This window comes from Terriglobia bacterium (assembly GCA_020072645.1).
In the GTDB taxonomy this organism is placed as follows: Bacteria; Acidobacteriota; Terriglobia; order Terriglobales; family Acidobacteriaceae; genus Angelobacter.
Genome location: JAIQGK010000001.1, coordinates 400,442 through 426,538, shown reverse-complemented (window position 1 = coordinate 426,538; position 26,097 = coordinate 400,442). Strand labels below are relative to the sequence as shown.

18 protein-coding genes and 1 tRNA gene are annotated in these 26,097 nt (G+C 56.3%); 10 read left to right on the top strand and 9 right to left on the bottom strand.

Annotated elements, in window-relative coordinates:
• The first annotated feature begins 225 nt into the window (after window positions 1-225).
• The 5 genes from LAO76_01815 (at window position 226) to LAO76_01795 (ending at window position 9,862) form a co-directional block, all read left to right on the top strand.
• Window positions 226-1,443 (top strand): MdtA/MuxA family multidrug efflux RND transporter periplasmic adaptor subunit, encoded by a 1,218-nt coding sequence (locus LAO76_01815; protein MBZ5489652.1) that lies wholly within the window; start codon window positions 226-228, stop codon window positions 1,441-1,443.
• A gap of 67 nt (window positions 1,444-1,510) precedes the next feature.
• The gene (locus LAO76_01810) at window positions 1,511-4,663 is read left to right on the top strand and encodes a multidrug efflux RND transporter permease subunit (GenBank protein MBZ5489651.1); all 3,153 of its coding nucleotides are present in this window, start codon (window positions 1,511-1,513) and stop codon (window positions 4,661-4,663) included.
• A gap of 176 nt (window positions 4,664-4,839) precedes the next feature.
• The gene (locus LAO76_01805) at window positions 4,840-7,953 is read left to right on the top strand and encodes a multidrug efflux RND transporter permease subunit (GenBank protein ID MBZ5489650.1); all 3,114 of its coding nucleotides are present in this window, start codon (window positions 4,840-4,842) and stop codon (window positions 7,951-7,953) included.
• A 401-nt stretch (window positions 7,954-8,354) separates the two neighbouring features.
• A complete protein-coding gene (locus tag LAO76_01800; protein MBZ5489649.1) occupies window positions 8,355-9,266 on the top strand; it encodes a hypothetical protein in 912 nt (303 codons plus the stop codon).
• Between the two features lie 11 nt (window positions 9,267-9,277).
• On the top strand, window positions 9,278-9,862 hold the full coding sequence (locus LAO76_01795; GenBank protein ID MBZ5489648.1) for a LemA family protein: 585 nt from the start codon (window positions 9,278-9,280) through the stop codon (window positions 9,860-9,862).
• Window positions 9,863-10,033: 171 nt separating this feature from the next.
• Here LAO76_01795 and LAO76_01790 read toward each other — a convergent pair whose 3' ends face one another.
• Window positions 10,034-11,188 (bottom strand): aminotransferase class I/II-fold pyridoxal phosphate-dependent enzyme, encoded by a 1,155-nt coding sequence (locus LAO76_01790; protein MBZ5489647.1) that lies wholly within the window; start codon window positions 11,186-11,188, stop codon window positions 10,034-10,036.
• Window positions 11,189-11,543: 355 nt separating this feature from the next.
• Here LAO76_01790 and LAO76_01785 point away from each other — a divergent pair, with 355 nt between their 5' ends.
• Entirely contained in the window at window positions 11,544-13,073 is a 1,530-nt protein-coding gene (locus LAO76_01785; GenBank protein ID MBZ5489646.1) for a M48 family metalloprotease, read from the top strand.
• A 171-nt stretch (window positions 13,074-13,244) separates the two neighbouring features.
• On the opposite strand, the gene LAO76_01780 is transcribed toward LAO76_01785, so the two are convergent.
• From LAO76_01780 to msrB, 3 genes are all read right to left on the bottom strand, one after another.
• Window positions 13,245-15,050, bottom strand: a complete 1,806-nt coding sequence (locus LAO76_01780) for an ABC-F family ATP-binding cassette domain-containing protein (protein MBZ5489645.1) — start codon at window positions 15,048-15,050, stop codon at window positions 13,245-13,247.
• A gap of 23 nt (window positions 15,051-15,073) precedes the next feature.
• A complete protein-coding gene (gene msrA / locus LAO76_01775; GenBank protein MBZ5489644.1) occupies window positions 15,074-15,742 on the bottom strand; it encodes a peptide-methionine (S)-S-oxide reductase MsrA in 669 nt (222 codons plus the stop codon).
• Between the two features lie 87 nt (window positions 15,743-15,829).
• Complete coding sequence (msrB, locus tag LAO76_01770; protein MBZ5489643.1) at window positions 15,830-16,450, bottom strand: peptide-methionine (R)-S-oxide reductase MsrB; 621 nt, start codon at window positions 16,448-16,450, stop codon at window positions 15,830-15,832.
• A gap of 254 nt (window positions 16,451-16,704) precedes the next feature.
• On the opposite strand from msrB, the gene LAO76_01765 reads away from it, so the two are divergent.
• Together LAO76_01765 and LAO76_01760 are read left to right on the top strand one after the other, a co-directional pair.
• Complete coding sequence (locus LAO76_01765) at window positions 16,705-17,946, top strand: Nramp family divalent metal transporter (GenBank protein MBZ5489642.1); 1,242 nt, start codon at window positions 16,705-16,707, stop codon at window positions 17,944-17,946.
• A gap of 102 nt (window positions 17,947-18,048) precedes the next feature.
• Window positions 18,049-19,308 (top strand): Nramp family divalent metal transporter, encoded by a 1,260-nt coding sequence (locus LAO76_01760; protein MBZ5489641.1) that lies wholly within the window; start codon window positions 18,049-18,051, stop codon window positions 19,306-19,308.
• Here LAO76_01760 and LAO76_01755 read toward each other — a convergent pair.
• Entirely contained in the window at window positions 19,305-19,697 is a 393-nt protein-coding gene (locus tag LAO76_01755) for a (deoxy)nucleoside triphosphate pyrophosphohydrolase (protein MBZ5489640.1), read from the bottom strand. The two genes, LAO76_01760 and LAO76_01755, sit on opposite strands and share 4 nt — an antisense overlap.
• A gap of 203 nt (window positions 19,698-19,900) precedes the next feature.
• Between LAO76_01755 and LAO76_01750 the strand changes: the two genes are divergently transcribed.
• Window positions 19,901-20,272 carry an iron-sulfur cluster assembly scaffold protein gene (locus tag LAO76_01750; protein ID MBZ5489639.1) on the top strand — a complete coding sequence of 124 codons (372 nt, stop codon included), beginning with the start codon at window positions 19,901-19,903 and terminating at the stop codon, window positions 20,270-20,272.
• A gap of 142 nt (window positions 20,273-20,414) precedes the next feature.
• Window positions 20,415-21,287 carry a hypothetical protein gene (locus tag LAO76_01745; GenBank protein ID MBZ5489638.1) on the top strand — a complete coding sequence of 291 codons (873 nt, stop codon included), beginning with the start codon at window positions 20,415-20,417 and terminating at the stop codon, window positions 21,285-21,287.
• 78 nt (window positions 21,288-21,365) lie between these two features.
• Here the strand turns inward: LAO76_01745 and LAO76_01740 are convergent, their stop codons facing one another.
• From LAO76_01740 to LAO76_01725, 4 genes are all read right to left on the bottom strand, one after another.
• The gene (locus LAO76_01740; protein MBZ5489637.1) at window positions 21,366-22,511 is read right to left on the bottom strand and encodes a cobalamin-independent methionine synthase II family protein; all 1,146 of its coding nucleotides are present in this window, start codon (window positions 22,509-22,511) and stop codon (window positions 21,366-21,368) included.
• Window positions 22,512-22,780: 269 nt separating this feature from the next.
• A tRNA-Asn gene (locus LAO76_01735) sits at window positions 22,781-22,855 on the bottom strand.
• 177 nt (window positions 22,856-23,032) lie between these two features.
• Window positions 23,033-24,175 carry a tRNA 2-thiouridine(34) synthase MnmA gene (gene mnmA / locus LAO76_01730; protein ID MBZ5489636.1) on the bottom strand — a complete coding sequence of 381 codons (1,143 nt, stop codon included), beginning with the start codon at window positions 24,173-24,175 and terminating at the stop codon, window positions 23,033-23,035.
• A 48-nt stretch (window positions 24,176-24,223) separates the two neighbouring features.
• A complete protein-coding gene (locus LAO76_01725) occupies window positions 24,224-25,984 on the bottom strand; it encodes an STAS domain-containing protein (GenBank protein ID MBZ5489635.1) in 1,761 nt (586 codons plus the stop codon).
• Window positions 25,985-26,097 lie beyond the last annotated feature (113 nt).

Here is a 26,097-nt window from a genome sequence, read left to right as displayed (position 1 = left end):
CAAACTCCTGCAGGTTGGCCGTTATCATTCCAGGTCTTTTTAACAATTATTTACAAAATCAAGTGTTGTAACCCTCTGATTTAACGTCAAATAGAATAGCTGGAGCAGAAAGCCCAGATCGGCACATTCCTAGCGGTACCGGCCCCCGCCGGCAACCGGCAATTGCTGAAAAGTAGAAGTCTGTTAGGATTTCAGATTTCCAAGATCCTGCCCCTGAGAGGACAGATGTCAAAACCTTTACGCCATAAACTGGCCGTCCGTGCACTGATGTGCGCATGCTTCGCTATATTTCTGGGCGGCTGCGGCCATACCAGCGCCGACTCCAAACAGAAAGGCGGCGGAGGCAAAGGCGGCCGTGGTGGCGGCGCGCAAATGACAATTCCTGTCGCAGTGGCCAAAGCCGAGGTCCGCGATCTGCCCATTATGCTGAATGGGCTGGGATCGGTAGACGCCTTCAACACGGTGGCGGTCAAAAGCCGGATTGATGGCCAGTTAATAAAAGTAAACGTCAAAGAAGGCCAGGAAGTAAAACAGGGCGAACTGCTGGCGGAGATTGATCCGCGCCCTTACGAAGTGCAGCTCAGCCAGGCGCAGGCGACCCTGTTCAAAGACCAGGCGGCGCTGAAAGATGCCCGGCTGAACCTTGAGCGATTTCAGCAGCTCTATAAAGATGGCGTAATTCCCAAACAGCAGTTCGATACACAAGGTTCGCTTGACGCCCAGCTTGATGGCGCGGTTCGGGCCGACCAGGCTCAGGTGGATTCGGTAAAGCTGAATCTGGTATACACGCGCATCACCGCGCCGGTGAGCGGACGGATCGGCCTTCGCCAGATTGATGTGGGCAATATCGTCCACGCATCTGATCCCAATGGCCTGCTGGTGATCACGCAATTACAGCCGATCGCGGTGATCTTTAGCCTGCCGCAGGACAACCTGCAGGCGGTTTCACAGCACATGAACAAAGGCAGGCTCCCCGTGGATGCCTACAGCCGCGATGATCAGACCAAGATTGCCACGGGCTTCCTGACGACCATTGACAACCAGATTGATGTCACCACCGGAACGGGAAAGCTGAAAGCGGTGTTTGAAAATCGCGACCGCTCACTGTGGCCGAATCAATTCGTGAATATCCATCTGCTGCTTGAAGTGAAGAAGAACAATATCGTCGTTCCGTCGGCGGCAATTCAGCGTGGGCCGCAGGGGACTTACGTATTCGTGGTAAAGCCGGACAACACGGCGGAGATGCGTAATGTGGCAGTATCGATCAGCCAGGGAAATTCAACCGCGATCTCACAAGGTCTAAAGCCCGGAGAAGTAGTTGTGACCGACGGACAAGACAAGCTGCAGCCCGGTACAAAGGTTGCAATTCGCGGTCCCGGCGCAGGGGACCAAAACCGCGGCCAAGCAAGCGGCGGCCAGGCAAGCGAAGGCCAAACGCAATAAGTACGCACGTTGGCGCGTACGGTCGAAAAAAAGATAATCGAGAAGAAACGGCGTTTGAAAACACATCATGCCTAACGGCGGCCCATCAAAATTATTTATTCTGCGTCCGGTAGCAACGTCGCTGCTGATGATCGGATTGCTTCTGGTGGGCGTGGTTGCGTACCTGCAACTTCCAGTTTCTGCCCTTCCCCAGGTGGACTACCCCACAATTCAAGTCATCACTTTTTATCCCGGCGCCGGACCGGAGGTGATGGCTTCATCCGTAACGGCGCCGATGGAGCGGCAGTTTGGCCAGGTCCCGGGACTGAGCCAGATGACTTCAACCAGCTCTTTTGGCAGCTCAGTCATCACGCTGCAATTCAATCTGGAACAGAGCATTGACATTGCGGAGCAGGAAGTGCAGGCCGCCATCAACGCTGCCACTACGTTCCTGCCGCGCGACCTGCCCAATCCGCCGATTTACAGCAAGGTCAATCCGGCGGACGCGCCCATTCTTACTCTGGCCCTGACTTCAGACAGCTTGCCGCTTTCAAAAGTTGAAGACTTGGCGGACACCACGCTGGCGCAGAAAATTTCTCAGCTCACCGGCGTGGGCCTGGTTTCCATCAGCGGCGGGCAGAAGCCGGCCGTACGCATACAGGCCAATCCCACGGCGCTGGCGTCGTACGGCTTAAGTCTGGAGGATCTGCGCACGGTGTTGGGACAAGCCAACGTCGATCAAGCCAAGGGCATTCTGGAAAATCAGCGGCAGGCCTTCACCATCGCAACCAATGACCAGTTGCTTTCCGGCAATGAATATAAAGATGTCATCGTTGCCTATCGCAATGGCGCTCCGGTGCGCCTGCGCGACGTGGCAAACATCATTGACGGCGCGGAAAACGCAAAGCAGGCCGCGTGGATGGGAACCACCCAAAACGGTCAGTCCATGCTTTCGCCGGCGGTGATTGTCAACATACAGCGCCAGCCCGGGGCCAACATCATCAGCGTGGTGGACCGCATCAAGAAAGTGCTGCCGCAACTCCAGGCAGGGCTGCCGAGTTCAGTGAAGGTTGCGATCCTCACTGACCGGACTGAAACCATCCGCGCGTCAGTAAAAGATGTTGAGTTTGAAATGATGCTCACCATCTGCCTGGTAGTGATGGTGATCTTTCTTTTCTTGAGAAATCTTTCAGCCACCATCATTCCCGCCGTCGCGGTGCCGCTTTCGATTGTTGGCACGTTTGCCGTGATGTACCTGCTGGGCTACAGCCTGGACAATCTCTCACTCATGGCGTTGACGATCTCTACCGGCTTTGTGGTGGACGACGCCATTGTGATGATCGAAAACATCGATCGCTTCCTGGAAGAAGGCCACTCGCCGATGGAAGCCGCGCTCCAGGGCGCCGGCCAAATTGGATTTACGATTATTTCGCTGACGGTTTCACTCATTGCCGTTTTGATTCCACTGCTGTTCATGGGCGACATTGTGGGCAGGCTCTTCCGCGAATTTGCCGTAACGCTGGCTGTGACAATCGTGATCTCTGCGCTGGTTTCTCTAACGCTCACGCCGATGATGGCGGCGCGGCTGCTAAAAAATCCCAAAACCGTCAAGCATGGCCGCGTTTACCAAGCCACCGAACGCGCCTACGAGCGCGTGATTGAGTGGTACGGAACAACTTTGCGGTGGGTGCTGAAACATCAGACCATTACGCTGCTGGCGACTGTGGCGGCACTGGCCCTGACATTGTATTTATACGTGATCGTGCCCAAAGGATTTTTCCCTGTGCAGGATACGGGCGTGATTCTGGGCATTTCAGAAGGGCCGGAAAATGTATCGTTCGCTTCCATGTCTGAACGCCAGCAGAAGTTGGCCAAAGTGATCCTTGAAGATCCTGACGTAGCCAGCCTGTCATCCTTTATCGGCATTGATGGCACCAATACCACGCAGAACAGCGGACGCATACAGATCAACCTGAAGCCGCATGAAGACCGCAGCGACACCGCTTCAGATATCATCCGACGGCTGCAACCGGAACTGGCCAAGGTAGAAGGCATCACCTTATATATGCAGCCGGTGCAGGACCTGACGGTGGAAGATCGCGTCAGCCGCACGCAGTTTCAGTACTCGCTGGAAGATGCCGACGCGAATGAGCTGAACGACTGGTCAAAGCGCATATTAGATAAGTTGCGCACGCTGCCGGAACTGCGCGATGTGGCCAGCGACCAGCAAACCGGCGGACTCAAAGCTGATTTGGTTATTGATCGCGACACTGCGGCGCGGTTTGGAATCCTGCCGCAGAACATTGATGACACGCTCTATGACGCATTCGGCCAGCGGCAGGTGTCTACAATCTTCACCCAGCTCAATCAGTATCATGTGGTCCTTGAAGTCGGACAGCAATTCCAGAATGATCCCAGCGATCTAAGCAGTATTTACGTTAAGTCCTCCACCGGGCAGCAGGTACCACTTTCAACGTTCAGCCACTTCGTTACATCGCCGGCGCCACTGGCAATCAATCATCAGGGACAATTTCCGGTGGTGACGATCTCATTCAATCTTGCGCCAGGAGAATCGCTGGGCAGAGCGACCAAGGCCATCGCACAGGCTGAGCAGGAAATGGGAATGCCAGTCAGCATTCATCCCAGCTTTCAGGGAACGGCGGCGGCGTTCCAGAACTCTCTGGCTTCAGAGCCGTGGCTGATTCTGGCCGCGCTGATCACGGTCTACATTGTGCTGGGCGTCCTATACGAGAGCTACATCCATCCGGTGACAATTCTTTCCACGCTGCCCTCTGCGGGCGTCGGCGCGATTCTGGCGATGATTATCACCCGCAATGACCTGACTGTGGTGGCGCTGATAGGAATCATTTTGTTGATCGGCATTGTGAAAAAGAACGCCATCATGATGATTGACTTTGCGCTGGACGCCGAGCGCAAGGAGGGCAAACCGCCGGAAGAAGCCATCTATCAGGCCAGCTTGCTGCGCTTCCGCCCGATCATGATGACCACCATGGCCGCGCTGCTGGGCGCTGTGCCGCTGGCGTTTGGACGCGGCACGGGATCAGAGCTGCGGCATCCGCTGGGCATCACCATCATCGGCGGACTGCTGCTGAGCCAGGCCTTTACGCTCTATACCACGCCGGTGATCTATATCTGGTTTGACAAGCTGGCGAGCAGATTCTCAAAGTTCCAGTTGGGTAATGAAATCACGCCGCAGGAAGAACCGACCGGGGCGGATTGAGATTTTGTGTAATCCCGAGCGAGGCGAGGGAACGCTACTGTAAAAACAATTTGTCCTATGACGATGATCAGCAAAACAACGCGAAGGATCGATAGCTCCTGGCAGGGATCTCATATGTTTCAAGATTGGTGTGAACAGAGAGTAGGGATCCCTGGCTCCGCTCGGGATGGGGACAGATGAACATATCCGCACCATTTATCCGGCGGCCCGTAGCCACGTCATTGCTGGCGATGGGACTTTTGATGGCGGGGATCCTGGCGTATTTCCGCCTCCCAGTCGCGCCGATTCCGCAGGTTGAATATCCCGTGATCAGCGTGAATGCTGGGTTGCCGGGCGCAAGTCCGGAGACCATGGCATCGTCCGTGGCTACGCCGTTGGAGCGCCAGTTTGGGCGCATTGCCGGCGTGAACCAGATGACATCTACAAGCCAGCTCGGCTCTACGGGCATCACGATGCAGTTCGATCTCTCGCGTAACATCGACGCGGCGGCGCGGGACGTGCAGGCAGCCATCAATGCGGCTCTGGGACAACTGCCGGCCAACTTGCCCACGCGTCCGAACTGGCGCAAGGTGAACCCCGCCGACGCGCCGATCATGATTCTTTCGCTTACTTCAGAGAGCATCACCAAGCCGCGCATGTATGACGTGGCTGATTCCGTTCTGGCGCAGAAGCTTTCACAGGTGCCGGGCATCGGACAGGTATTTGTGGGCGGCGGCGCAAGGCCGGCAGTGCGGGCGGAGGTGAATCCCACGCTGTTGAACAAGCTGGGTGTGGGCGTGGAGCAGGTGCGCGCGGCGCTGGGCGCGGCGAATGCGAACCGTCCGAAAGGTGAGTTCGCCGGGGCCGTGAACGCGTGGCAGATCACGGCCAACGATCAGCTCTTTAAAGCTGAAGACTATAAAAAGATTATCGTCGCCAAAAATACTACAGGCGGCGTGGTGCGGTTGCAGGATGTTGCCGATGTGCAGGATTCGGTGGAAGACATCCGCAATACCGGAATAGCGAATGGCAAGCCGGCGGTGCTGATGATCGTGTTTCGGCAGCCGGGCGCCAACATTATTCAAGCAGTGGACCACGTGAAGGAGCTGATCCCGGAGCTGCAAGCGTCGATCCCCGCAGGCATCAAGCTGGAAGTGGCGCTGGACCGGACGACGACGATTCGCGCGTCCGTGGCCGATATCCAGATCACCCTGCTAATTTCCATTGTGCTGGTGGTGCTGGTAGTTTTTGTTTTTCTGCGCAACCTGCGCGCCACGTTTATTCCCAGCGTGGCCGTGCCGCTTTCGCTGATCGGCACTTTTGGCGTGATGTACCTCCTGGATTACAGCGTGGACAACCTCTCGCTGATGGCGCTGGCCATTTCCACCGGCTTTGTAGTGGACGATGCGATTGTGGTCCTGGAAGACATCACTCGCTACATGGAACAGGGCATGGGGCCGGTGCAGGCGGCGTTTCGCGGCGCGCGTGAGATTGGCTTTACCGTGCTTTCCATGAGTACGTCATTGGTCGCGGTGTTCATTCCCATCCTGCTGATGCAGGGTCTGGTAGGGCGGCTGTTCCGCGAGTTTGCCGTGGTGCTGAGCACGGCCATTGCCGTGTCACTGGTGATATCGCTTACGGTCACGCCAATGTTGTGCGCCAAGTTTCTGCGTCCGGAGAGCGAGAAGACGCATGGCCGCGTCTATCGCTTCAGCGAACGCGCTTTTGACGGGATGCTCAAGCTCTACCGCATGAGCCTGGGCGTGGTGCTGCGACATCAGCCGCTAACATTGCTGGTAACGATCGGCACGGCGGTATTGAGCATTTATCTCTACATCATTGCGCCCAAGGGATTTTTTCCGCAGCAGGATACGGGCCGTCTGGGCGGCGCGATCCAGGCATCGCAGGATATTTCTTTCCCCGCTTTGCGCGACAAGATGCAGCAGTATGTGCAGATTGTGCTGAAAGATCCGGCAGTGAACAATGTTGCGGGCTTCGCCGGAGGCCAGGGCAGCTCCAATACAGGACGCATGTTCGTGGTGCTGAAGCCACCGAATGAGCGCAAAGCAACGGCAGACCAGATCATCAACCGGCTGCGACCCAAGCTGGCGGTGGTACCAGGATCGACGCTATTTCTTACGGCCACGCAGGATCTGAACATTGGCGGAAGATTTTCCAACGCGCAGTTCCAATACACCATTCAATCAGAAGACTTGCAGGACCTGAATTACTGGGCTCCCAGGATTCTCGCCAAGCTGCGCTCTCTGCCGGAACTACGCGACGTGAACTCTGACCAGCAGGACAAAGGCCTGGCAGCCGAGGTGGTTGTCGATCGAGATACCGCCTCACGACTGGGCATTTCCCCAGCGCAGGTGGATGCGGCGCTTTACGCATCGTTTGGGCAGGCACAGGTTTCAACCATGTATCGGCAGTTAAACCAATATCACGTGGTAATGGAAGTCGATCCCAAGCTGTTGCCCGGCCCGGATGCGCTGAAGAATACTTACGTGAAGTCATCGACGGGAGTTGAAGTGCCGCTCTCATCATTCACGCGCTACCAACCTTCAAATACCGCCTTGCAGGTCAATCATCAGGGCTTTTATCCGGCGGTAACGCTGTCATTCAACCTGGCGCCGAACGTGCCGTTGGGCAACGCCGCTAAAGTTGTAGAAAATGCCATGCGCGACCTTGGCGTTCCGGCCAGCGTGCATGGCGGCTTCCAGGGTACAGCCGCGGCGTTTAAAGACTCCGCGCAGAGCCAGCCGCTGCTGATTTTGACTGCATTGATCACCGTCTATATTGTGCTGGGCATGCTGTATGAGAGCGTGATCCATCCAATCACGATTCTTTCCACTCTTCCTTCGGCTGGCGTGGGCGCGATCCTGGCCATCATGCTGACCGGCAATGACCTGAACGTGATCGCATTGATCGGGATCATTTTGCTGATCGGTATTGTGAAGAAAAATGCCATTTTGATGATCGATTTCGCCGTCAACGCCACACGCGTGGACAACAAGAGTCCGGAAGAGGCGATCTATCAGGCATGCATCTTGCGCTTCCGTCCTATCATGATGACGACCATGGCGGCGCTGCTGGGCGGGCTGCCGCTGGCTCTGGGCGGCGGCACAGGATCAGAACTGCGGCGTCCGCTGGGCATCGCCATTGTGGGCGGCCTGATTGTAAGCCAGGCACTGACGCTGTTTACCACTCCGGTGGTTTATCTCTACATGGATCGTATACGGCTGCGCGTGGCACGGTGGCGCGGGGCGCATCGGAAGCGGCAACCGATTCTGGGGCCGGCAGGGGATTGAACCCCAAGGCCGCACACTCTTGGCAGTACCAGGGAAATTTGAAGCCCTATGACAACCGCGACATAAATTTGGGCCATGCGATCCGCCAAGTTCCTGCTTTTTAGTTTTTGTCATTCTTTCTGCAATTGGCGTTTATTGCCAGCAGAAACTTTTGACTGGATTACGCAAACCCCTGGCAGCTTCCGGATTGGGCAGAGATACCAGAGCAGCGTTGCGGTATATAACCGCACGGATTTTCCATCTCTCTGCTCCGGTCCTCCTGGGTTAGAATGCAGGGCCATCAAGGCTGTGCAGGGGCGGGCAAGATGAGCAATAAAGTAAGGAACTTCTTTAGATCTGAAAAAACCCGGTTTCGCCTGCGATGGCTTACCATCCTAAGCATCGGAGCAGGGCTAATCGTTTTGTCAACGATCATTAAGGCAACGGCCATCGAAGGGCCAGCCAATTCCATAGCTGAAGAGTTGTGGGCCAGAGCCTGCTCAGGCATCGGCGAGGCATTAGCAATTGCGGCCGTGATCGCATATCTTGTCGATGAGGCTGCCAAGCGGAAGCTGCTGAAGGAATTTGCTGAAGACGTTTCCGAACACATCATCGGACGGCTCCTTCCCTCCGGATTGAGGGAGCGAATGTTCCAGTATTTGACTGTCGATTTTGTCCGCAGCAACTGGACAGTCATTTATGAATTGAAGGTGTTCTGGCATCAAGTGGCGGGCACAGCGGAGCGACACGTGCAACTCTCTACCACGTCCAGCTTTATTATGGAGAACCGTTCGCCTTTGACCAAAAGCTATACGGTTGGTTATGAGGTGATGAAGAAATGGTTTGAGAACCTGAGGGAACCCCATATAAGAAGCGTTAAAGTGAATGGACAATTCGTGAATGGCTGCCAACTGATAGACAGCGTCGGCGGATTCGTAAAGCTCAATCCCGACCAGGCCACTGGCCTTGTAGTTGACATACCGGGACATTCTCTCAATCATGAAGCTCACACGGCCGAAGTCGAATTGAAATTAGCGGAATATCTGGGCCACACTTTCTATACTTCCTTCGAGGCCCTTCATCCTGTTGTGGGACCAACGTACGTGGCGGCAAAATACAACGCAGACGAATTAGAGGTGGCTCTTTCTCTTTCTTTTGCCGATGATAATGACGCCGCATACGTCCGCCCCGAGCCGGGGGAAACGCTGCGGTGGATGATCGGGAAGCCGATCCTGCCCGGGCAGGGCTTTGTATTGCGATGGAGGCCAACACCAGCCGCGCAGCCCGTGCTGATAGGCGCCCAGGCAACCGCCATCGGCGGCGCGAACGATTGACAATACCATGCATGCCAGGAGCAGCCTTGGACCTTTCTCTCAGTATGATTGCCATTTCAATTTGTGCAGCCGTTTTGCTGATTCTGTTGCTTAAGACCTATAACGGTCTGATCAAGATGCGGAACGCGGTGCAGAGTGGGTGGGCGGATATCGACGTGCAATTGACGCGGCGGCATGACCTGGTGCCGAACCTGGTAGAAGCCGTAAAGGGCTACATGACCCACGAGCGCGAGACGCTGGAAGCGGTGACGCGCGCGCGGACGGAGGCCGTGTCGGCGGGCGGAGGAGCGTCTCTGGCTACGCGAGCGATGGCAGAGATGGCGCTGACCGGAGCTGTGGGCAATCTATTTGTTACGGCGGAGCGATATCCAGCGCTGAAGGCTTCACAGCAGTTTCTGCTTTTGCAGGAACAGATCACGTCCACGGAAAACCGCATTGCGTTTGCGCGGCAGCATTACAACGAGTGCGTGCGGAAGTACAACACGGCTCAGGCGGAGTTTCCGCGCAACCTGATCGCGGGATCGATGGGATTTACGCCCGCGGCCCTGTTTGCCGCGGATGCGGGGGACAGGACGAATGTAGGGGTGAAAGTCTAAAAGATCTCGCCGCAGATTTTCGCAGATGGGCGCTGATCAGGAAAGTTTCAGTCGCGAATTACACGACAAATGCGAATTTATCTATTGTTGTTTCTGTTTTATTCGCGCTTATTCGCGAGATTCGCGGCCAAATTTGTTTTTCTGATCTGCGTTTATCTGCGAAATCTGCGGCTAAAGCTTTTTCAAAGCCTGCTCCAGGTCATCAATGAGGTCATCGGGATGTTCCAGACCGATGGACAACCGCAGAAGATTCGCGGGGCTGCGAGTATTAGCGCCCTCGACTGATGCTCGATGCTCGATGAGGCTATGCGTGCTTCCGAGGCTGGTGGCGTGGCTGAAAAGTTTTAATCCGGCTACGAGCTTGAACGCTTCAGCCTGGCCGCCTTTGACTTGAATGGACATCATGCCGCCGAAGCCGGACATTTGCGCGGCGGCGATTTTGTGTCCGGGATGCGAAGGCAGACCGGGATAATGCACGGCTTCAATTTTCGGTTGAGTGCTGAGAAATTCGGCTACGCGATGTGCGTTTTCAGAATGCGCACGCACGCGGTAAGGGAATGTCTGAAGGCCGCGCAGGCTCAGCCAGCATTCAAAAGGTGACGGAATCGCTCCCCCTTCATGCTGGATGCTGGTGATTTTTTCCAGCAACGAACTTTTGTCTTTCCCGCCGTTCTCTCTCCGGTCGTTCTCTCTAAAGACCAGTGCGCCCAGAGTCACGTCACTATGCCCTGAAAGATATTTCGTGACCGAGTGCATTACCACGTCAACGCCAAGTTTAAGTGGAAGCTGGAAGAGCGGAGTGGCCCAGGTGTTGTCGCAAGCGACCATGGCGCCGCACTTTTTAGCCAGCGCGACGATGGCGCGGAGATCGGTAACGTTGAGCAGCGGGTTGGAGGGGGTTTCGGTCCAGATAAGGCGGGTGGCAGGAGTGATGGCGCGTTCGACGGCGGCAAGGTCCTGCATGTTGACCAGCGTGTGCTTGAGTCCCCAGTTGGCCATGACGGTACGCAGCAAAGTGGGCGTGCCGTAATATGCGTCTTCAGCGGCGATGACGTGGTCTCCGGGCGCGAGCGACTGAAAGAGGGCGAGCGTGGCGGCGCTACCGGAAGAGAACGCCAACGCCGCCGCGCCTTCTTCCAGCGAGGCCAACGCGTGCTCAAGCGATTCACGATTGGGATTGTTAGGGCGGCCATAGAGATATCCGCCGGGTGTGCTGCCATCTTCAGCTTTGTGAAAGGTGGTGGAAAGATGGATGGCGGGCACAACGTCGCGTGATCCGCCTTCAGGTTTGCGGCCGGCATGGACGGCGCGAGTCTCAATCTTCATGGCAGATCAGGATATATCAAACTTCAGCCGCGGATTGCGCCGATGAAGATTTAGCCGCGAATGAACAATGCGAATTGACTTTATATGGCATCGGATGCAACCACTAATCGAATTGGGATCATATTGATAAGAGTCGAGAGATGGAGGATCGGAAAACTAAAAAACTTATTGCGGAGGAGCGGGGACAGGGAACCAATGATCGTTATGCAGTTCCGCATAAAACAGGATTTTAGGCAAAGGCGGAAAAAGCACGGAAGAGCTGAAGACAATGGGATACATCTTCTATAATTTCCAGCGGCATCCAATAGTCACGGTCCCCTGTCCACTTCCGTCAGCCTTGATATTGAGGATATTTATGCAAACACGTAACTTTTCCATCCGAATGCTGGCGCTGCTTTTGGCCCTTGTGCTGACGCAGCCTTTTGCTCTTACAACGGCGCAGGCGGAAAGAACATCCGCCCCCACGCTGCCTGACCCGGGCACCACCGGGATGAACAGGCAGCAGCAGCAGCAGCTTGGCTTGCAAGCCATGGGTGAGGTCTATAAACAGATGCCGGTGCTGCCGGATTCAAGTCCGGAGACGCAATACATTCAGCATCTGGGCAAGAAACTGGCCGGGGTGATTCCGGCGGACCGGTCATGGCCCTACCAGTTCCATGTAATTCCAGCAGCGGACATCAATGCTTTTGCGCTGCCGGGCGGGCCAATCTTTGTGAACCTGGGCACGATCCAGGCGGCCGACAACGAAGCCGAACTGGCCGGCGTGCTGGCGCATGAGATGTCGCACGTGTACATGCAGCACTCCGCCAAGCAGGCGCCCAAGGCCACGGTGGCGCAGATTATTGCCGGGCTGGCCGGAGCGGTGCTGCCGCAGAGCGGGCTGGGCGCGCTGGGGCGCATGGGCATACAGATTGGCGCGGGCACCATGCTGATGAAATATTCACGCGCGGATGAAGCCCAGGCCGACGCGACCGGCGCGATCATTATGTATCGCGCGGGATATAACCCGAAGTCGATGGCCGATTTTTTCCAGAAGCTGGAACAGAAATACGGCAAAGGCGGACCGCAGCTCCTGAGCGACCACCCGAATCCCGGCAATCGGCAGCAGGCGATCCAGCAGGAAGTGCGGAATTGGCCGCCTAAAAACTACACCACCAACAGCGGCGAGTTTCCCCCGGTAAAACAGGACGCCATGAAGGCGAAAGCCTATAGCGCACAGGAGATCGCCAACGGCGCAAAGGCCGGGACGTGGGAACAGCAGAACCGGCAGAACCATGTTGTGCCGGCGAATCTGCCGTCGTCAGGAAACCAGGGCAGCGGCAGCGGAGCAGGTAGTGGCAGTGGCGCGGGCAGTGGTGAGAATACTCATGCTCCCGCAGCGGATAATGTTTCTTTCAAGGATATCAAGCCCAGCGACCACATGACACGGCATGAAGGCCAGGGATTCATCATCTATCACCCTGACAACTGGCAGGCGGCGGGCGACTCGAACATGACGATCATCGGGCCGCCTTCACAGCAGGCTCAGAGTGGTATTGCCTATGGCGTGATTATCGGCAACCAGCCGGGCGGTGATGCGTCGGCGTCAATGGACGATGCAACGCAGAAGCTGGCACAAGGTTTGGCTCAGGAAAATACCGGAATGAAAATTTCCGGCGAGATGAAGAGCATTGACGTCAGCGGCACGCAGGGGCGAACACTGGAACTTTTAGGAACATCTCCGCTGATGCTGAATGGCCAGCCGCTGCCCGAGCGCGACTGGCTGGTTACTCTCCCTCGGCCGCAAGGTGGGCTCTTTTATGTAGTCTTTGTCTCGCCTGAACGCGACTTCAACCAGCTACATCCCACCTACCAGAAAATGCTGGATAGCCTTCAACTGCAGTAAGATTTTTGTTTGGAATGCCCAGGCGCATTCACGGCCCCTGATACGACCCCGGAAGAAATTAGCGCATCATAATAAGAGTGAGGGTGATGGAGCGGGTTTTTATCGTTTCCTCGCGTGAGTTGTGCTGAAGTCCAACGATGTCAGGTGCAGCTACATCACCCAATCATTCTTTCAGCTCTGCTTTGCTTCCAGTTCCGCCCAGCGACTGTAAAGTTCATCCACCGCTTTTTGCGCTTGTTCCATCTCAGCGTGCGCGCTGAGCAATTTCTGTGCATCGCTGGCAATCGCGGGATCTTCAGCGGCGGCGCGCTTCTGTTGCAACGTTTCTTCCGCCTGCGCAATTCGCTGCTCGATGGTGGCAAACTCGCGCGCTTCAAGATAAGAGAGCTTCTTTTTCGCGGAACTTTCAGGTGCTTTGGCTGTTTTTGCCACCGCTTGCGATCCATCGTTTTCCGCCGGCTGCTTGCTATCCGCCTGCCACTCTTCCCATTGCAGATAATCGGCAAAACTCTCCGCGCCGCCGCGTCCATCCAGACCAAGTACCATCGTGGAAACGCGGTCCAGCATGTAACGATCATGCGTTACCAGCACCAGCGCGCCAGTGTATTCCAGTAGGCTTTCTTCCAGAATTTCCAGAGTTGGAATGTCGAGATCGTTCGTCGGTTCGTCCAGCAGCAGGAGGTCTGCGGGCTGAAGCATCAACTGCGCGATCAACACACGCGCGCGCTCGCCGCCGGAAAGCCTGCCCACCGGCTGGTTGAGCTGCTCACCGGTAAACAGAAATCTTGCAGCCCACGAAGCAACATGAATTACTCTGTCCTGATAAACTACAGCATCGCTGTCCGGAGCCAGCGCGCGCCGCAGAGTAATGTCAGGATCGAGAACGCGATTCTGGTCAAAGTACACCACACGCAGAAAATCCGCGCGCCGAATCTCGCCGCCGTTCGGCTGTATTTCACCGCGCAGCAGCCGCAGCAGCGTGGTCTTGCCGCTGCCATTCGGGCCAACGAGCCCAACGCGCTTGCCCGCCGTGAAAATGAAATCCAGATCGGCAAACAGCGTGCGCCCGCCAATCGCATAGCTCACATGATCAAGCTCCACCAACCGCTTGGTCCTGCGATCAGTGGCGAGAAAATCAATCTTCGCGCTGGCTGTGCGCGTCCGCGTGTTCAGATCAGCAAGTTCAGAGATCAGCCTGTTTGCATTGTCGATCCGAGCTTTGGCCTTCGTCGCTCGCGCTTTGGGCCCTCGACGCAACCACTCAATCTCCGTGCGTACGCGGTTCTCCAGAGCTTCCTGGTGTTTTTCCTGCGCCCGCAGAAATGCCTCTTTCTGGATCAGAAACGTACTGTAGTTCCCCGGCACGCGCAACAGCCCGCCCGGATATGCGCGGCTCAGCTCCACGGTCTCCGTGGCCACGTTTTCCAGAAAATATCGATCATGGCTCACCACCACGCAGGCAAACGATTCCGCGCGCAGCAACTCTTCCAGCCACTCAATGCCTTCAAGATCAAGATGGTTCGTCGGCTCGTCCAGCAACAAGACGTCGGGCTGCTGCACCAGCGCTTCTGCGATCGCCAGCCGCTTGCGCCACCCGCCGGAGAGCGCCGATGCCTGCGCATCAAAGTCTTCGAATCCGGCGCGGCCAAGCGTCTCAAACAAGCATCCGGCACGCTCTGCTTCAGCCATGGCGCTATGCTCCAGCGCCTTCATCACCACCGAGCGCACAGTTTCACCCGCGATAAACTGCGAATCCTGGATCACATAGCTCAACCGCGTGTGCCGGCGGACTGCCACCACGCCGCTATCCGGCTCAATGCCGCCGGAAAGGACCCCCAACAGCGTGGACTTGCCCGAGCCATTCGGCCCGATCAGCCCAATGCGGTCGCCTTCGGAAACAGTGAATGAAATATCTTCAAACAGAGGCGACGCGCCATAGGCCTTCGCAATCGCTTGTGCGTTGATGATGGGCGGCAAAGATTTATGCGGCTCCCTGCGGCTTATTTCCCAACATACAGCTCCGGCAGAGTTTGCTTCAGATGATCAAGCTTGGGCAAGTCGTTAATAGCGATGTACGGCTCGTTGGGATGATGCTCCGCGTAATTTTGGTGATAACCCTCTGCGGGATAGAAGGCCTGCAGTGCGACCACCTGCGTTACGATTGGCTCGGAAAAAACTTTTGCGCCGTCGAGCTGATCAATGTAAGCCCGCGCCACGTGGTGCTGATCTTCACTCGCGTAGAAAATCACTGACCGATACTGCGTGCCTTCGTCCGGGCCTTGCCGGTTCAGCTCCGTAGGATCATGAGCCACGGAGAAAAAGACTTTCAATATCTGTCCAAAGGAAACTTGCGAAGGATCGTAAACCACTTTCACCGATTCAGCGTGGCCCGTCCGTCCTGTGCTCACGGTTTCGTACTGCGCCGTGCCGGCCGATCCGCCGGAATATCCCGCGGTGGCGCTGCTCACGCCTTTCACATGCTCAAACACAGCTTGAATGCCCCAGAAACATCCACCCGCCAGCACTACGGTTTCTGAGCTTTTCGTTTTGCTCAGCGGCTCGTCGGCTGCGGGATTCGGCAGCTTCACTGCCGCGCTGGATGCGTGGCAGGCAACGGTGGTAAGAACAATCGAAATCGGCATCAGTCGGGCAAGCGAACGAATCTTCATGAAGTTGTCTTTCCGGGACTAAAGCCCATTAGTCTTGGATTGCAACGCAACCCTGAAGGGCCGACCCTTACCAGTTCAAGCACCAGCTCACGCCTTTTTCTTAAACGTCAATGACGCGCTGTTCATGCAATAGCGTTGGCCTGTTGGCCGCGGGCCGTCGTTAAACACGTGGCCCAGATGCGCATCGCAACGCTTGCATTCCACTGCAGTCCGGCGCATGCCAAAGCTGCTGTCAGTAATGGACGCAACGTTCTCCTCGGCAATCGGCTGATAAAAGCTGGGCCAGCCGGTGCCGGACTCAAACTTGGTATCAGAGCTGAAGAGCGCCGTGCCACAGCAAACGCAGCGATAGATTCCCTGTTCGTGATTGTTCCAGTACTGGCCGGTAAACGCCATTTCCGTACCGTCTTCTCGAGTCACGTTGTACGCACCCGGCGAGAGCTGCTGTTTCCATTCGCTCTCACTCTTCACCACCTTGGGGACGTGCACCTTGTCTTTGCGCTCGCCGGAATCGGTGAACTCCACAATGTCAACTTCCTGCGGAGCTGCATTCGGGTTATGTTCGACGCCGGCTTCCGCTGTCTCAGTTTTCTTTGAAAAAATGCCCATATAAGAAAAGTATAGTCCTCCGCCAAGGATCGCCGCACCAGCAAGAAAGGCTCGGCGGGAGGTCTTGCGCGATGAAGATGTGTCTATCGGTTGGAACATGCTGTCACCAGATCTACACCTATAGTACGGCCAGGATCGGAAATTGGATTTCCAAAACATTGGATTTCCAAAGAGAAATGCCTATGACGACAGGCTAATGAAAAGCTTCGTTTCACCTCATATTGACGGTCCGCCCAACAACCAAAGTTTGTTCCCAACAAAATATTTATTCAATATCGCCTTCCGGGTTGTCCTTTACTTCAACTCTCATTTATTCTGCCAAGCAGTAGTGAATTTCTGTATGTCCGTGCCCAATGAAATGGCTCAAACGCTGGAAGACCCAGACCCTGCTGCTTCTGGCAGTGATCGGGCCGGGGTTTATTACCGCAAACGTTGACAATGATGCCGGCGGCATCTACACCTACTCGTTCGCCGGCGCGCAATTTGGCTATTCCCTTCTCTGGACCATCATTCCCATGACTCTTGCGCTGATCGTGATTCAGGAGATGTCCGCCCGCATGGGTGCATGCACGGGCAAGGGCCTGAGCGACCTGATTCGTGAAGAATACGGCCTGCGCATCACCTTTGTGATGATGGTATTTCTGGTGGCGACGAACTTTACCAACGTAATGGCGGAGTTCGCGGGCGTGGCCAGCTCCATGGAACTGTTTCACGTCTCCAAGTTCATCAGCGTGCCTATTGCCGCGGCCATTGTGTGGCTGATTGTGGTCAAAGGCAACTATAAGAGCGTGGAAAAGGTCTTTCTCACCGCATCTTTTTTCTATATCGCATACATCATTGCCGGAGTGCTTTCGCGGCCCAACTGGCCCGCCGCCGCGGTAAGCACCGTTCATCTGCCCACCAAGGCCGCCCTGTTCCGCGTTCCCGGTTATGTGTACATGGTCACCGGAATCATTGGAGCCACTATCGCGCCCTGGATGCAGTTTTACCTGCAGGCATGCGTGGTGGAAAAGGGCGTTACCATGCGCGAGTACAACAAGACCAGGATCGATGTGCTGATCGGTTCGATTTTTGCTCCGGTGGTGGCAGCGTTCATTATCCTGGCCTGCGCGGCAACGCTGTATAAGTCCGGGCACCGCGTTATTAGTGACGCGGCCGACGCTGCGCTGGCGCTTGGCCCGCTGGCGGGCAGGTGGGCGCAAATCCTTTTCGGCGCAGGATTGTTCAATGCCTCGCTCTTTGCGGCATCCATTCTGCCGCTTTCCACTGCCTATACCGTGTGTGAAGGACTGGGACTTGAATCCGGGTTGGACAAAAAGTTCAGCGAGGCCTCTGTGTTTTACTGGCTATACACGGCGCTGGTGGGCGCAGGCGCTGCTGTGATCCTGCTGCCGCGATTCCCACTGCTCAAGATGCTGGTGCTCTCGCAGGTTTTGAACGGCGTGCTGCTTCCTTTTGTGTTGATTTTCATGCTGCTTCTGATTAACAAGACCAGCCTGATGGGCAAGTACATAAATTCCAGGTTCTTCAACTGGGTGGCGTGGGGCACAGCCAGCGTAATGATTGTGCTCAGCGTGCTTCTGGTATTCCAGTAACAGCCGACGCAGCGTGCATTTCGCTTCTCGCAAATTCCATTTTTAACAATCGCAAAACTTTAGTGGACCATGAAGCTGAAAATATTCAAACGAGACCTCAGTATGCCCCGACGGGTGGCCGGGTTCGGCGTATTGAAATACCGGTTGATCGCCTTTCTCGCCGTTTTTGGTCCCGGCTTTATCACTGCCAATGTCGATAACGATCCCGGCGGCATCCTTACTTATTCTCAGGCCGGAGCCAAGTATGGTTACGCGCTTCTGTGGACACTCATTCCTACTACGATCGCGCTGATCGTCGTTCAGGAAATGGCGGCGCGCATGGGCGCCGTGACGGGCAAAGGCCTGGCCGATCTCATCCGCGAAGAGTTTGGCTTGCGCGCTACTTTTTTCGTAATGGTGGTCCTGGGCGTCGCGGATTTCGGCAACATCATGGCGGAGTTTGCCGGTCTGGCTTCCGGCATGGGAATTTTCGGCGTCAGCAAGTATCTTGTGGTGCCGGTGGGTGCGGCCATCGTGTGGTTTGTGGTGGTGCGCGGATCGTATAAGCCAGTGGAACGGATCCTCATTCTGTTTTCACTGATTTATTTCACCTATCCCATATCCGCGCTGCTGGCGCATCCGGACTGGCACCAGGCGCTCAAAGACACTTTTGTTCCGGTCATCAACAATCATGCCGATTACATCCTTCTGGTAGTGGGACTGGTGGGAACAACAATTACGCCGTGGATGCAGTTTTACCTGCAAGCCTCAATCGTGGAGAAAGGCATTGGCAAGCGCCAATACGCGCTTTCCCGCTGGGACGTGGTGCTGGGCTGCATCGTGACAGACGTGATTGCTTTCTTCATTGTTGTGGCCTGCGCCGCCACACTGTACGTGCATGGCAACCACAACATTACTGACGCGTCTGAAGCCGCTCAGGCGCTTGGGCCTCTCGCCGGACATTGGGCGAAACTCTTGTTCGCCGTGGGACTGGTCAACGCCGCCATGCTTTCTGCGGCCATTCTACCGCTGGCCACGGCTTACAACATTTGTGAAGGCCTTGGTGTGGAATCCGGCGTGAACAAAAAGTTTTCTGAAGCTCCTACGTTTTACTGGATCTATACCTTCCTGATCCTCGGCGGCGCAAGCTTCGTACTAATCCCGCATCTGCCGCTGATTAAGCTCATTCTTTTCTCTCAGGTGGCCAACGGAATTCTGCTGCCCTTTGTGCTGATCTTCATGTTGAAGCTGGTGAACAAAACTGACCTGATGGGCAATTATAAAAACTCGAAGCTACAGAACGTGATTGCGTGGAGCACCAGCGCCATCATGATCGGCTTGACCATTGCGCTCATTTGGACTCAGATCACCGGCGGCAGCTAGAGCAGTTTACCCGCGCTGATGTCTTTTACTAACCGCACGTCGGCTTCAAGGAAATCATAGGTCGGGAGCTCTTTGCGATCGACCCAGCGCACTTCGCGAAAGATGCGGTTCTCAATCTCATTCTTGAACTGGTCAACGCGGTAAAAATAAAGTTCCAGCGACGCGCCGCTGGCATACGTGTGCTGGATTGCGGCGATCTTGCGTCCGATCACGGCGTCAATTCCCAGCTCTTCATCCAGTTCGCGATGCAGCGCGTCTTTCAGGTCCTCATTGCGCTCTACCTTGCCGCCAGGAAACTCCCACTTAAGCGGCAACGCCTGATCTTCTGTGCGCTGGCAGATCAGGATCTTTTCCTCACGGATTATCAATGCCGCAACAACTTGTTTCATTTTTCTGTCGCTCCGCTCCAAACCGCTTAAGTTCATGGCCCTCGATTGCTCCGTTCCGCGCCTGGTGCGGCGGGCTCCGGCGCGTGGGCGGCCGTAGCCTTTGTTGAATCATTCCGGCATGACTCGCTGCGAAACATTATTTTGAAAACCCCTGTTTTCTGGCATCATTGGATTATATAAACGGACAACCAACGACAAAAATAATGCCCTACTCTAGCACTGTCCTCGACCATTTCGAGCATCCGCGCAACATCGGCGAACTGCCTTCGCCGGATGCCGAGGTGCGGTTGGAACATCCTGTCTGTGGCGACATCATGAGCCTTGCGGTCAAGCTTGCCGATGGACGCATCGACCAGGTGCGCTATCGCACGCGTGGTTGCGTGGCTTCCATTGCCGCCGGTTCGTGCCTGACAGAGATGATCCAGGGCAAGTCGCTGGCTGAGGCGTCCGCGCTCCAGCGTGAAAACCTGCTGGAAGCTCTGGGCGGACTGCCAAATGCTTCTGTCCACGCAACCCATTTGGCTATGGACGCGCTGGCACAGGTCCTGAAAAAACTGGGCTCTCCCCAAGTTTGAGCCAAATCAACAGCTTACAAATGCCGGGCAACCGCCCTGCTGGTAACTGCGTTCACATTAAAATCTTCTTTGTATCCGCTGTTTGGCGGTACAATAAATCCCCAACGCCGCCCTTGCCCGGGGACGAGAGAAGGAAATGAATATGCCGCTAGCGATTCTGCTGCTCTACCTTACTACGCTAACGTCTCCGAACCCTTCCATCGAAGGCGTAAAGATTGTGACTCGCCAGATCACGGCCGGCTTTACTGATACCCGCACCGAATATCTTGCTCCTAACCGACTGCGTAATGAGTGGCAATCGCAAATGCGCGACGGCTCCGGCCAGCCCATGGCCACCATCATCATGCGCGGGGAACGGGACCGCGTTTTCATGCTCGATCTGGCGGCCCACGAATACATTACCTATGAGACGGACTCCCGTGGATCGAATCTGACCCAGAAGCGGCCCATGGTGGATTCCGGCGGCACATTGAAAATAACGATTGAGAACACTGATACCGGAGAGCGCAAAGAGTTCTTTGGGCACACTGCCCGGCACATCATTACCCGCGAAACACGCGTTGCCGGCCCTGGCGCATGCTCCAAGTCATCGGTGAGTGAGACTGACGGCTGGTACATTGACAGCTCCGTGATGCCGGAATGGCACCAGCAAAAAAAGAACAGCTATGGCGTCGTTGTGGCCGCAGAAGTTTCCGCCGGATCCAATGACAAATGCTTCAACAAAATGGACAAGATTGACGTCCACCGCAGCGGCGTGGAAACCGGCTTCCCCGTAAAAGTAACCACCACTTTGACCAATGAAGTAACCCATCCCGACGGAGGCAAGCATACGCTGTCTTCTACCTGGGGCTCAGAAGTAGTGGAGCTGAAGGAAGGGCCTCTGGAGTTGACGCTGTTTGACGTTCCCAGAGATTTCCGTCGCGTTGAAGCTCTGCGCAACTGGACCGCCAAGCCTCCGCGGCAGCAGACAACCTGGGAATGGGTCAAGGAAAAAGTCCAGGAGATGTTCAAATAGCAGCGGAGCGCCTGAAGGCGATCATCGCAAAAAGCGCTTGCTGACCATGTTCCCTCCTCTGCTGGATCTACAGAAGCTTTATCCCCAGACGCGATGCGCTGTCTCCACCACCAGCCGCATCTTGGCCCATTGTTGTTCTTCCGTCAGAAGATTTCCTTCCATGGTTGAAGCAAAACCGCATTGCGGGCTCAGGGCCAGCCGCTCCAGCGGGACGTAAGTTGCGGCCTGCTGGATCCTCCGCATCAGCGCATCACCGCTCTCCAGTTGCGGACGCTTGCTGCTGATCAGCCCCAGCACCACGGTCTTGCCGCTGGGAACAAAGCGCAGCGGAGCAAACGTGCCGGAGCGTTCATCGTCGTATTCCAAAAGAAAACGGTCAACGTTGATGTCGCCAAAGAGCTTATCGGCAATCGCGTCATACCCGCCTTCCGCATACCAGTGGCTCCGATTGTTGCCGCGGCAAAGATGCATGCCCAGCGTCAGCCCCGGACGGCGGGCCGCATCCAGCACCGCATTGTCCGCGCGTATGGATTCATCCAGTAGATCGCTGGGTTCCACCTTCATCTCCCTGCGGATCCACTCGCGCCATTTCGGGTCGATGTAATAGCTGTAGCGCGGCGCGTCAATCTGTATATAGTTCACGCCCTCGCGTGAAAGCTGTGCCAGCTCCGCTTTCATCACGTCCACAATCGCCCACAGCAATTCAGAGTGGTCTTTATAGACCCGGTCCGTCACGCCGCGCTTAAAAGCAATTGCGGGAAACTGCGTAACGCTGGGCAGGGTCATTTTGATCGGCCCTGGACTGTGCTGAAGCAAAAAGCTGAGCTCGTGTCCGGTAAGGCGGCGGACCTGCTGAAGCTTTGACGTAACTACGCCCGCCACGCGGCTTACATCCGCATCTTCCAGGCGTTCGTGTCTGGTGCTTCCGCCGCCGTTTGCCGGAGGAACATCCAATTCTGAGTACCAGGACCGCGGGGTGGCATCGGCCAGGTCAAACCCTGCCACGGCCTCAGTAAAGTCGCTCATGAAGTTCCGGCGGCGCGTTTCCCCGTCAGTAAATACTTGAAAACCAAGCTCTTTCTGGCGCGCAATGACCCGCTTGATGTGGGCATCTTCCAGCGCGCGCACGCGCTCCGGATCGGCATGGGGCTGGCTTCGCGCTTCCAGCAACTCCGCCGGCCTGAGAAAGCTTCCTATATGCTCTGCACGAACTGAAATCGACATGAGGAACAGCAGCAGCGCGGATTCGAGTTCACGCTGGTAATTGGAACCATCCTACAGGAACAGGCCGAAGGTACCAAATGCGCCGCACCAATACCGATTCATTCTGTTTGGCACCATGTGTATGGGCTGTGCAACGGTTCTGAGCCGACCGTCGATGCACCACGTAAAAGTCGAGGCCGCGCCGAGCCGAAAGACGCAGGAGCGTTTGGATCAATGCAAGAGGGAAAGACTTGAGCGGTTTCGGAGCGAAAGCGACAAAAAATGAAGATTGGCTCCTCAGGTAGGACTCGAACCTACAACCCTTCGGTTAACAGCCGAATGCTCTGCCATTGAGCTACTGAGGAGTGGGCAAACAGGCCGCCAGAGGGATGGCCGGCCGCTTGAGTTGTCTTCTTAAAAATAGCATGCATTTGCAGCGTTTAGCAATCATGAAATCGGCCGTCAAGGTCATTTTCGATTATTGATCCGCTGATGGCGTTGCGGCATGAATGATACTGAATTTGAGTGCTTTCAATGACGGCTTATCGCGCGGTCTCAGCAATCCATCCGCCGCCGACGACCAGATCGTCCTGGTAAAACACCACTGCCTGTCCCGGCGTGATGGCGCGCTGCGCCTCATCGAACGTTACGCGCACTTCGCCGTTGGGAGCATTCTCCAACACAGCAGGCGCGGGCTCATGGCGATGGCGAATTTTTGCTGTCACGCGCATTGGCGTCTTGGCCTCAGCGCCGGAATCGTGTAGGCCATCAACGGCGATCCAGTTTAGGTCGCGGGCAATCAGTGTGCGTGAAAGCAGATCATCGTTTCCGCCGACCGTCACCTTGCCCTCAGCGCCGTTGATGTTGATCACGTAGAGCGGCGAGCCTGTGGCAACGCCCAGCCCCTTGCGCTGGCCCACGGTGAAGTTATGGACGCCCTCATGGTGCCCCAGCACCTTGCCGTCGGTAGTGACCAGTTCGCCAGACGTGTCGGGCAGTTGCTCACCCTGCTCGTTGAGGTATGCATCAATGAAGCGCTTGTAATCGCCGCCGGGGACGAAGCATATCTCCTGTGAGTCGGGCTTTTCCGCCAGCGCCAGATGATGCTCGCGCGCCAGTTCCCGCACCTGCGGCTTGTTCATGTGGCCAAGAGGAAACAGCGTGCGGCTCAACTGCTCCTGCGTGAGTCCAAAAAGGAAATATGTCTGGTCCTTGGCGGGATCGGCGGCGCGGCGCAGCAGCCAGCGATTGCGCTCGGCGGAAAACTCACAGCGCGCATAGTGCCCCGTGGCCAGCATGTCCGCGCCAATCTGCCGCGCAGTAATCAGCAGTTGATCGAACTTCAGATGGTTGTTGCACAGGCTGCAAGGAATTGGCGTACGCCCTGATAGATACTCATCAATAAACGGACGCACCACGTCACGCTCAAAACGCTCTTCATGATTCACCACGTAATACGGAATGCCAAGGTCCTCGGCCACCCGGCGGGCATCGTACACGTCATCAATCGAGCAGCAGCGGCCCTGCACCTGCTCCGGCATGCCCTCGTGTCCGGCCAGACGGCGCTGGTTCCACAGCTGCATCGTCAGGCCTACAACGTTGTACCCCTCAGCACGCAACATGGCCGCAACGGTCGACGAATCGACACCACCGGACATGGCTACGGCAATGGTCTGAGTGCTCATAAATGGGCTTTTCTATTATAGATGCTTGCGGGAACGGCTCAGGCGCAATCAGTCTTGTGAAGATGCTGCCTTCGCCGCCGCTTCTTCCGGGGCCGGCGCGTGGTCCGTGCTGCGCCTGCCCCACTTCTGCACCGACGGCGCTTCCGCCGCGATCTGCGGAAACACAACGCCGGCGCGGGTCAGCGCTTCCGTCACGTTGGCGCAGATATTTTCTGCGCCCACGTGCTGCTCAAATTCTGACTGTCGCATCAACCGCGCGGGCTGCTCACGCGCGCCGCACAGAATCAACCGGCGACCGCTGGCTTTCACGCGGTCCGCTAATTCTTCCAGCGCGCGTATGCCAGTAGCGTCAATGGCCGTCATATTGCGCAGGCGCAGAATCACAATCGGCGGCAGGTCAGGTATCTGTTGCATCAGGTCATCAATTTTGTCCGCCGCGCCAAACAGAAATGGCCCGTGAATACGAAACACCGTCGCATACGGCGGAATTTCCTTGTCTTGTAAGACGTGCAGCTTGCTCTCTGCCAGATATTCTTTCGTCACGCGCGAAATCGTCGTCGTCGCCGTAACTTTGCGGATAAAGATGAGCGCCGCCAGGATCATCCCTGCTTCCACCGCGACCGTCAGGTCGGCAAAAACCGTCAACACGAAAGTGGCCGACCAGCAGGCCACTTCCAGCCGCGAAAGCTTGAGCAGCTCCGGAATTTCCGCCCACTCGCCCATGTTGTAAGAGACAACCAGCAGAATCGCCGCAAGCACCGCCAGCGGAATGAACTTGGCCACCGGCGTGGCAAACATCAGGATCGCCAGCAGCGTAAGCGCGTGAATCATTCCCGCAACCGGGCTTCTTGCGCCTGATCGAATGTTCGTCGCCGTGCGCGCAATCGCTCCAGTCGCTGGCAAGCCGCCCATCAGCGGAGAAATGAAATTCGCCACGCCCTGCGCAATCAATTCCACATTCGGCTTGTGCTTTTCGCCGTGACCAAACAACTTGTCGGCCACCACGGCAGACATGAGTGACTCAATCGCGCCCAGCATGGCCACCGTGATTGCCGGCGAAATCAGCGGACGCATCAGGTCCAGGTGAAAGCGCGGAATCTTCAGCGCAGGCAGGCCTGAAGGAATTCCACCAAAGCGCGTGCCGATCGTCTGCACCGGCAGGCGCAGGAAATAGACCAGCGCCGTGCCTACGAAGAGCGCAACAATATAGCCGGGAATCTTCGGGAAAAACTTTCTGCATACCACGATCAGGACCAACGCCAGCACCGCCAGTCCCGTTTCTTCATAGGAAATCGTGCGGAAGTTGTGCGCCACAGCCTCAAGGCGGCCCAGAAAATTGCCGGGCACCTGCTCAATGCGCAGTCCAAAAAAATCCTTGAGCTGCGTACTGGCGATCACCACGGCAATTCCGTTGGTGAATCCCACCACCACCGGCCGCGGAATATATTTCACCGCGCTGCCCAGCCCGGTCACGCCCAGAAAAATCAGGAACACGCCGGCGATTCCGGTGCACATGAAAAGGCCGTCGATGCCATACTTGGCCACGATGCCGGCGACAACGACTACGAACGCGCCGGTCGGCCCGCCAATCTGCACCCGTGATCCGCCCAGCGCCGAAATCAGAAATCCGGCGATCACGGCGCAATAAAGTCCTGCCTGCGGCGGCATGCCGGACGCAATCGCAAACGCCATCGCCAGCGGCAGCGCCACCAGTCCCACCGTGACGCCGGCGATCAGGTCAGCAACAAAGTCCCGTCGCGAATAATTCTTCAGGGCCAGTACGGATTTTGGGACCCACTTGGTGCTCACCGCGAGCCCTTCTGGATCACAAAATGATCAATACAGGCCGACCATATCATCATGAAAGCAGTGTAGCTGAATAGGAATTCGCCGACTATCGGCAGAAAGACTTACCTGGACAC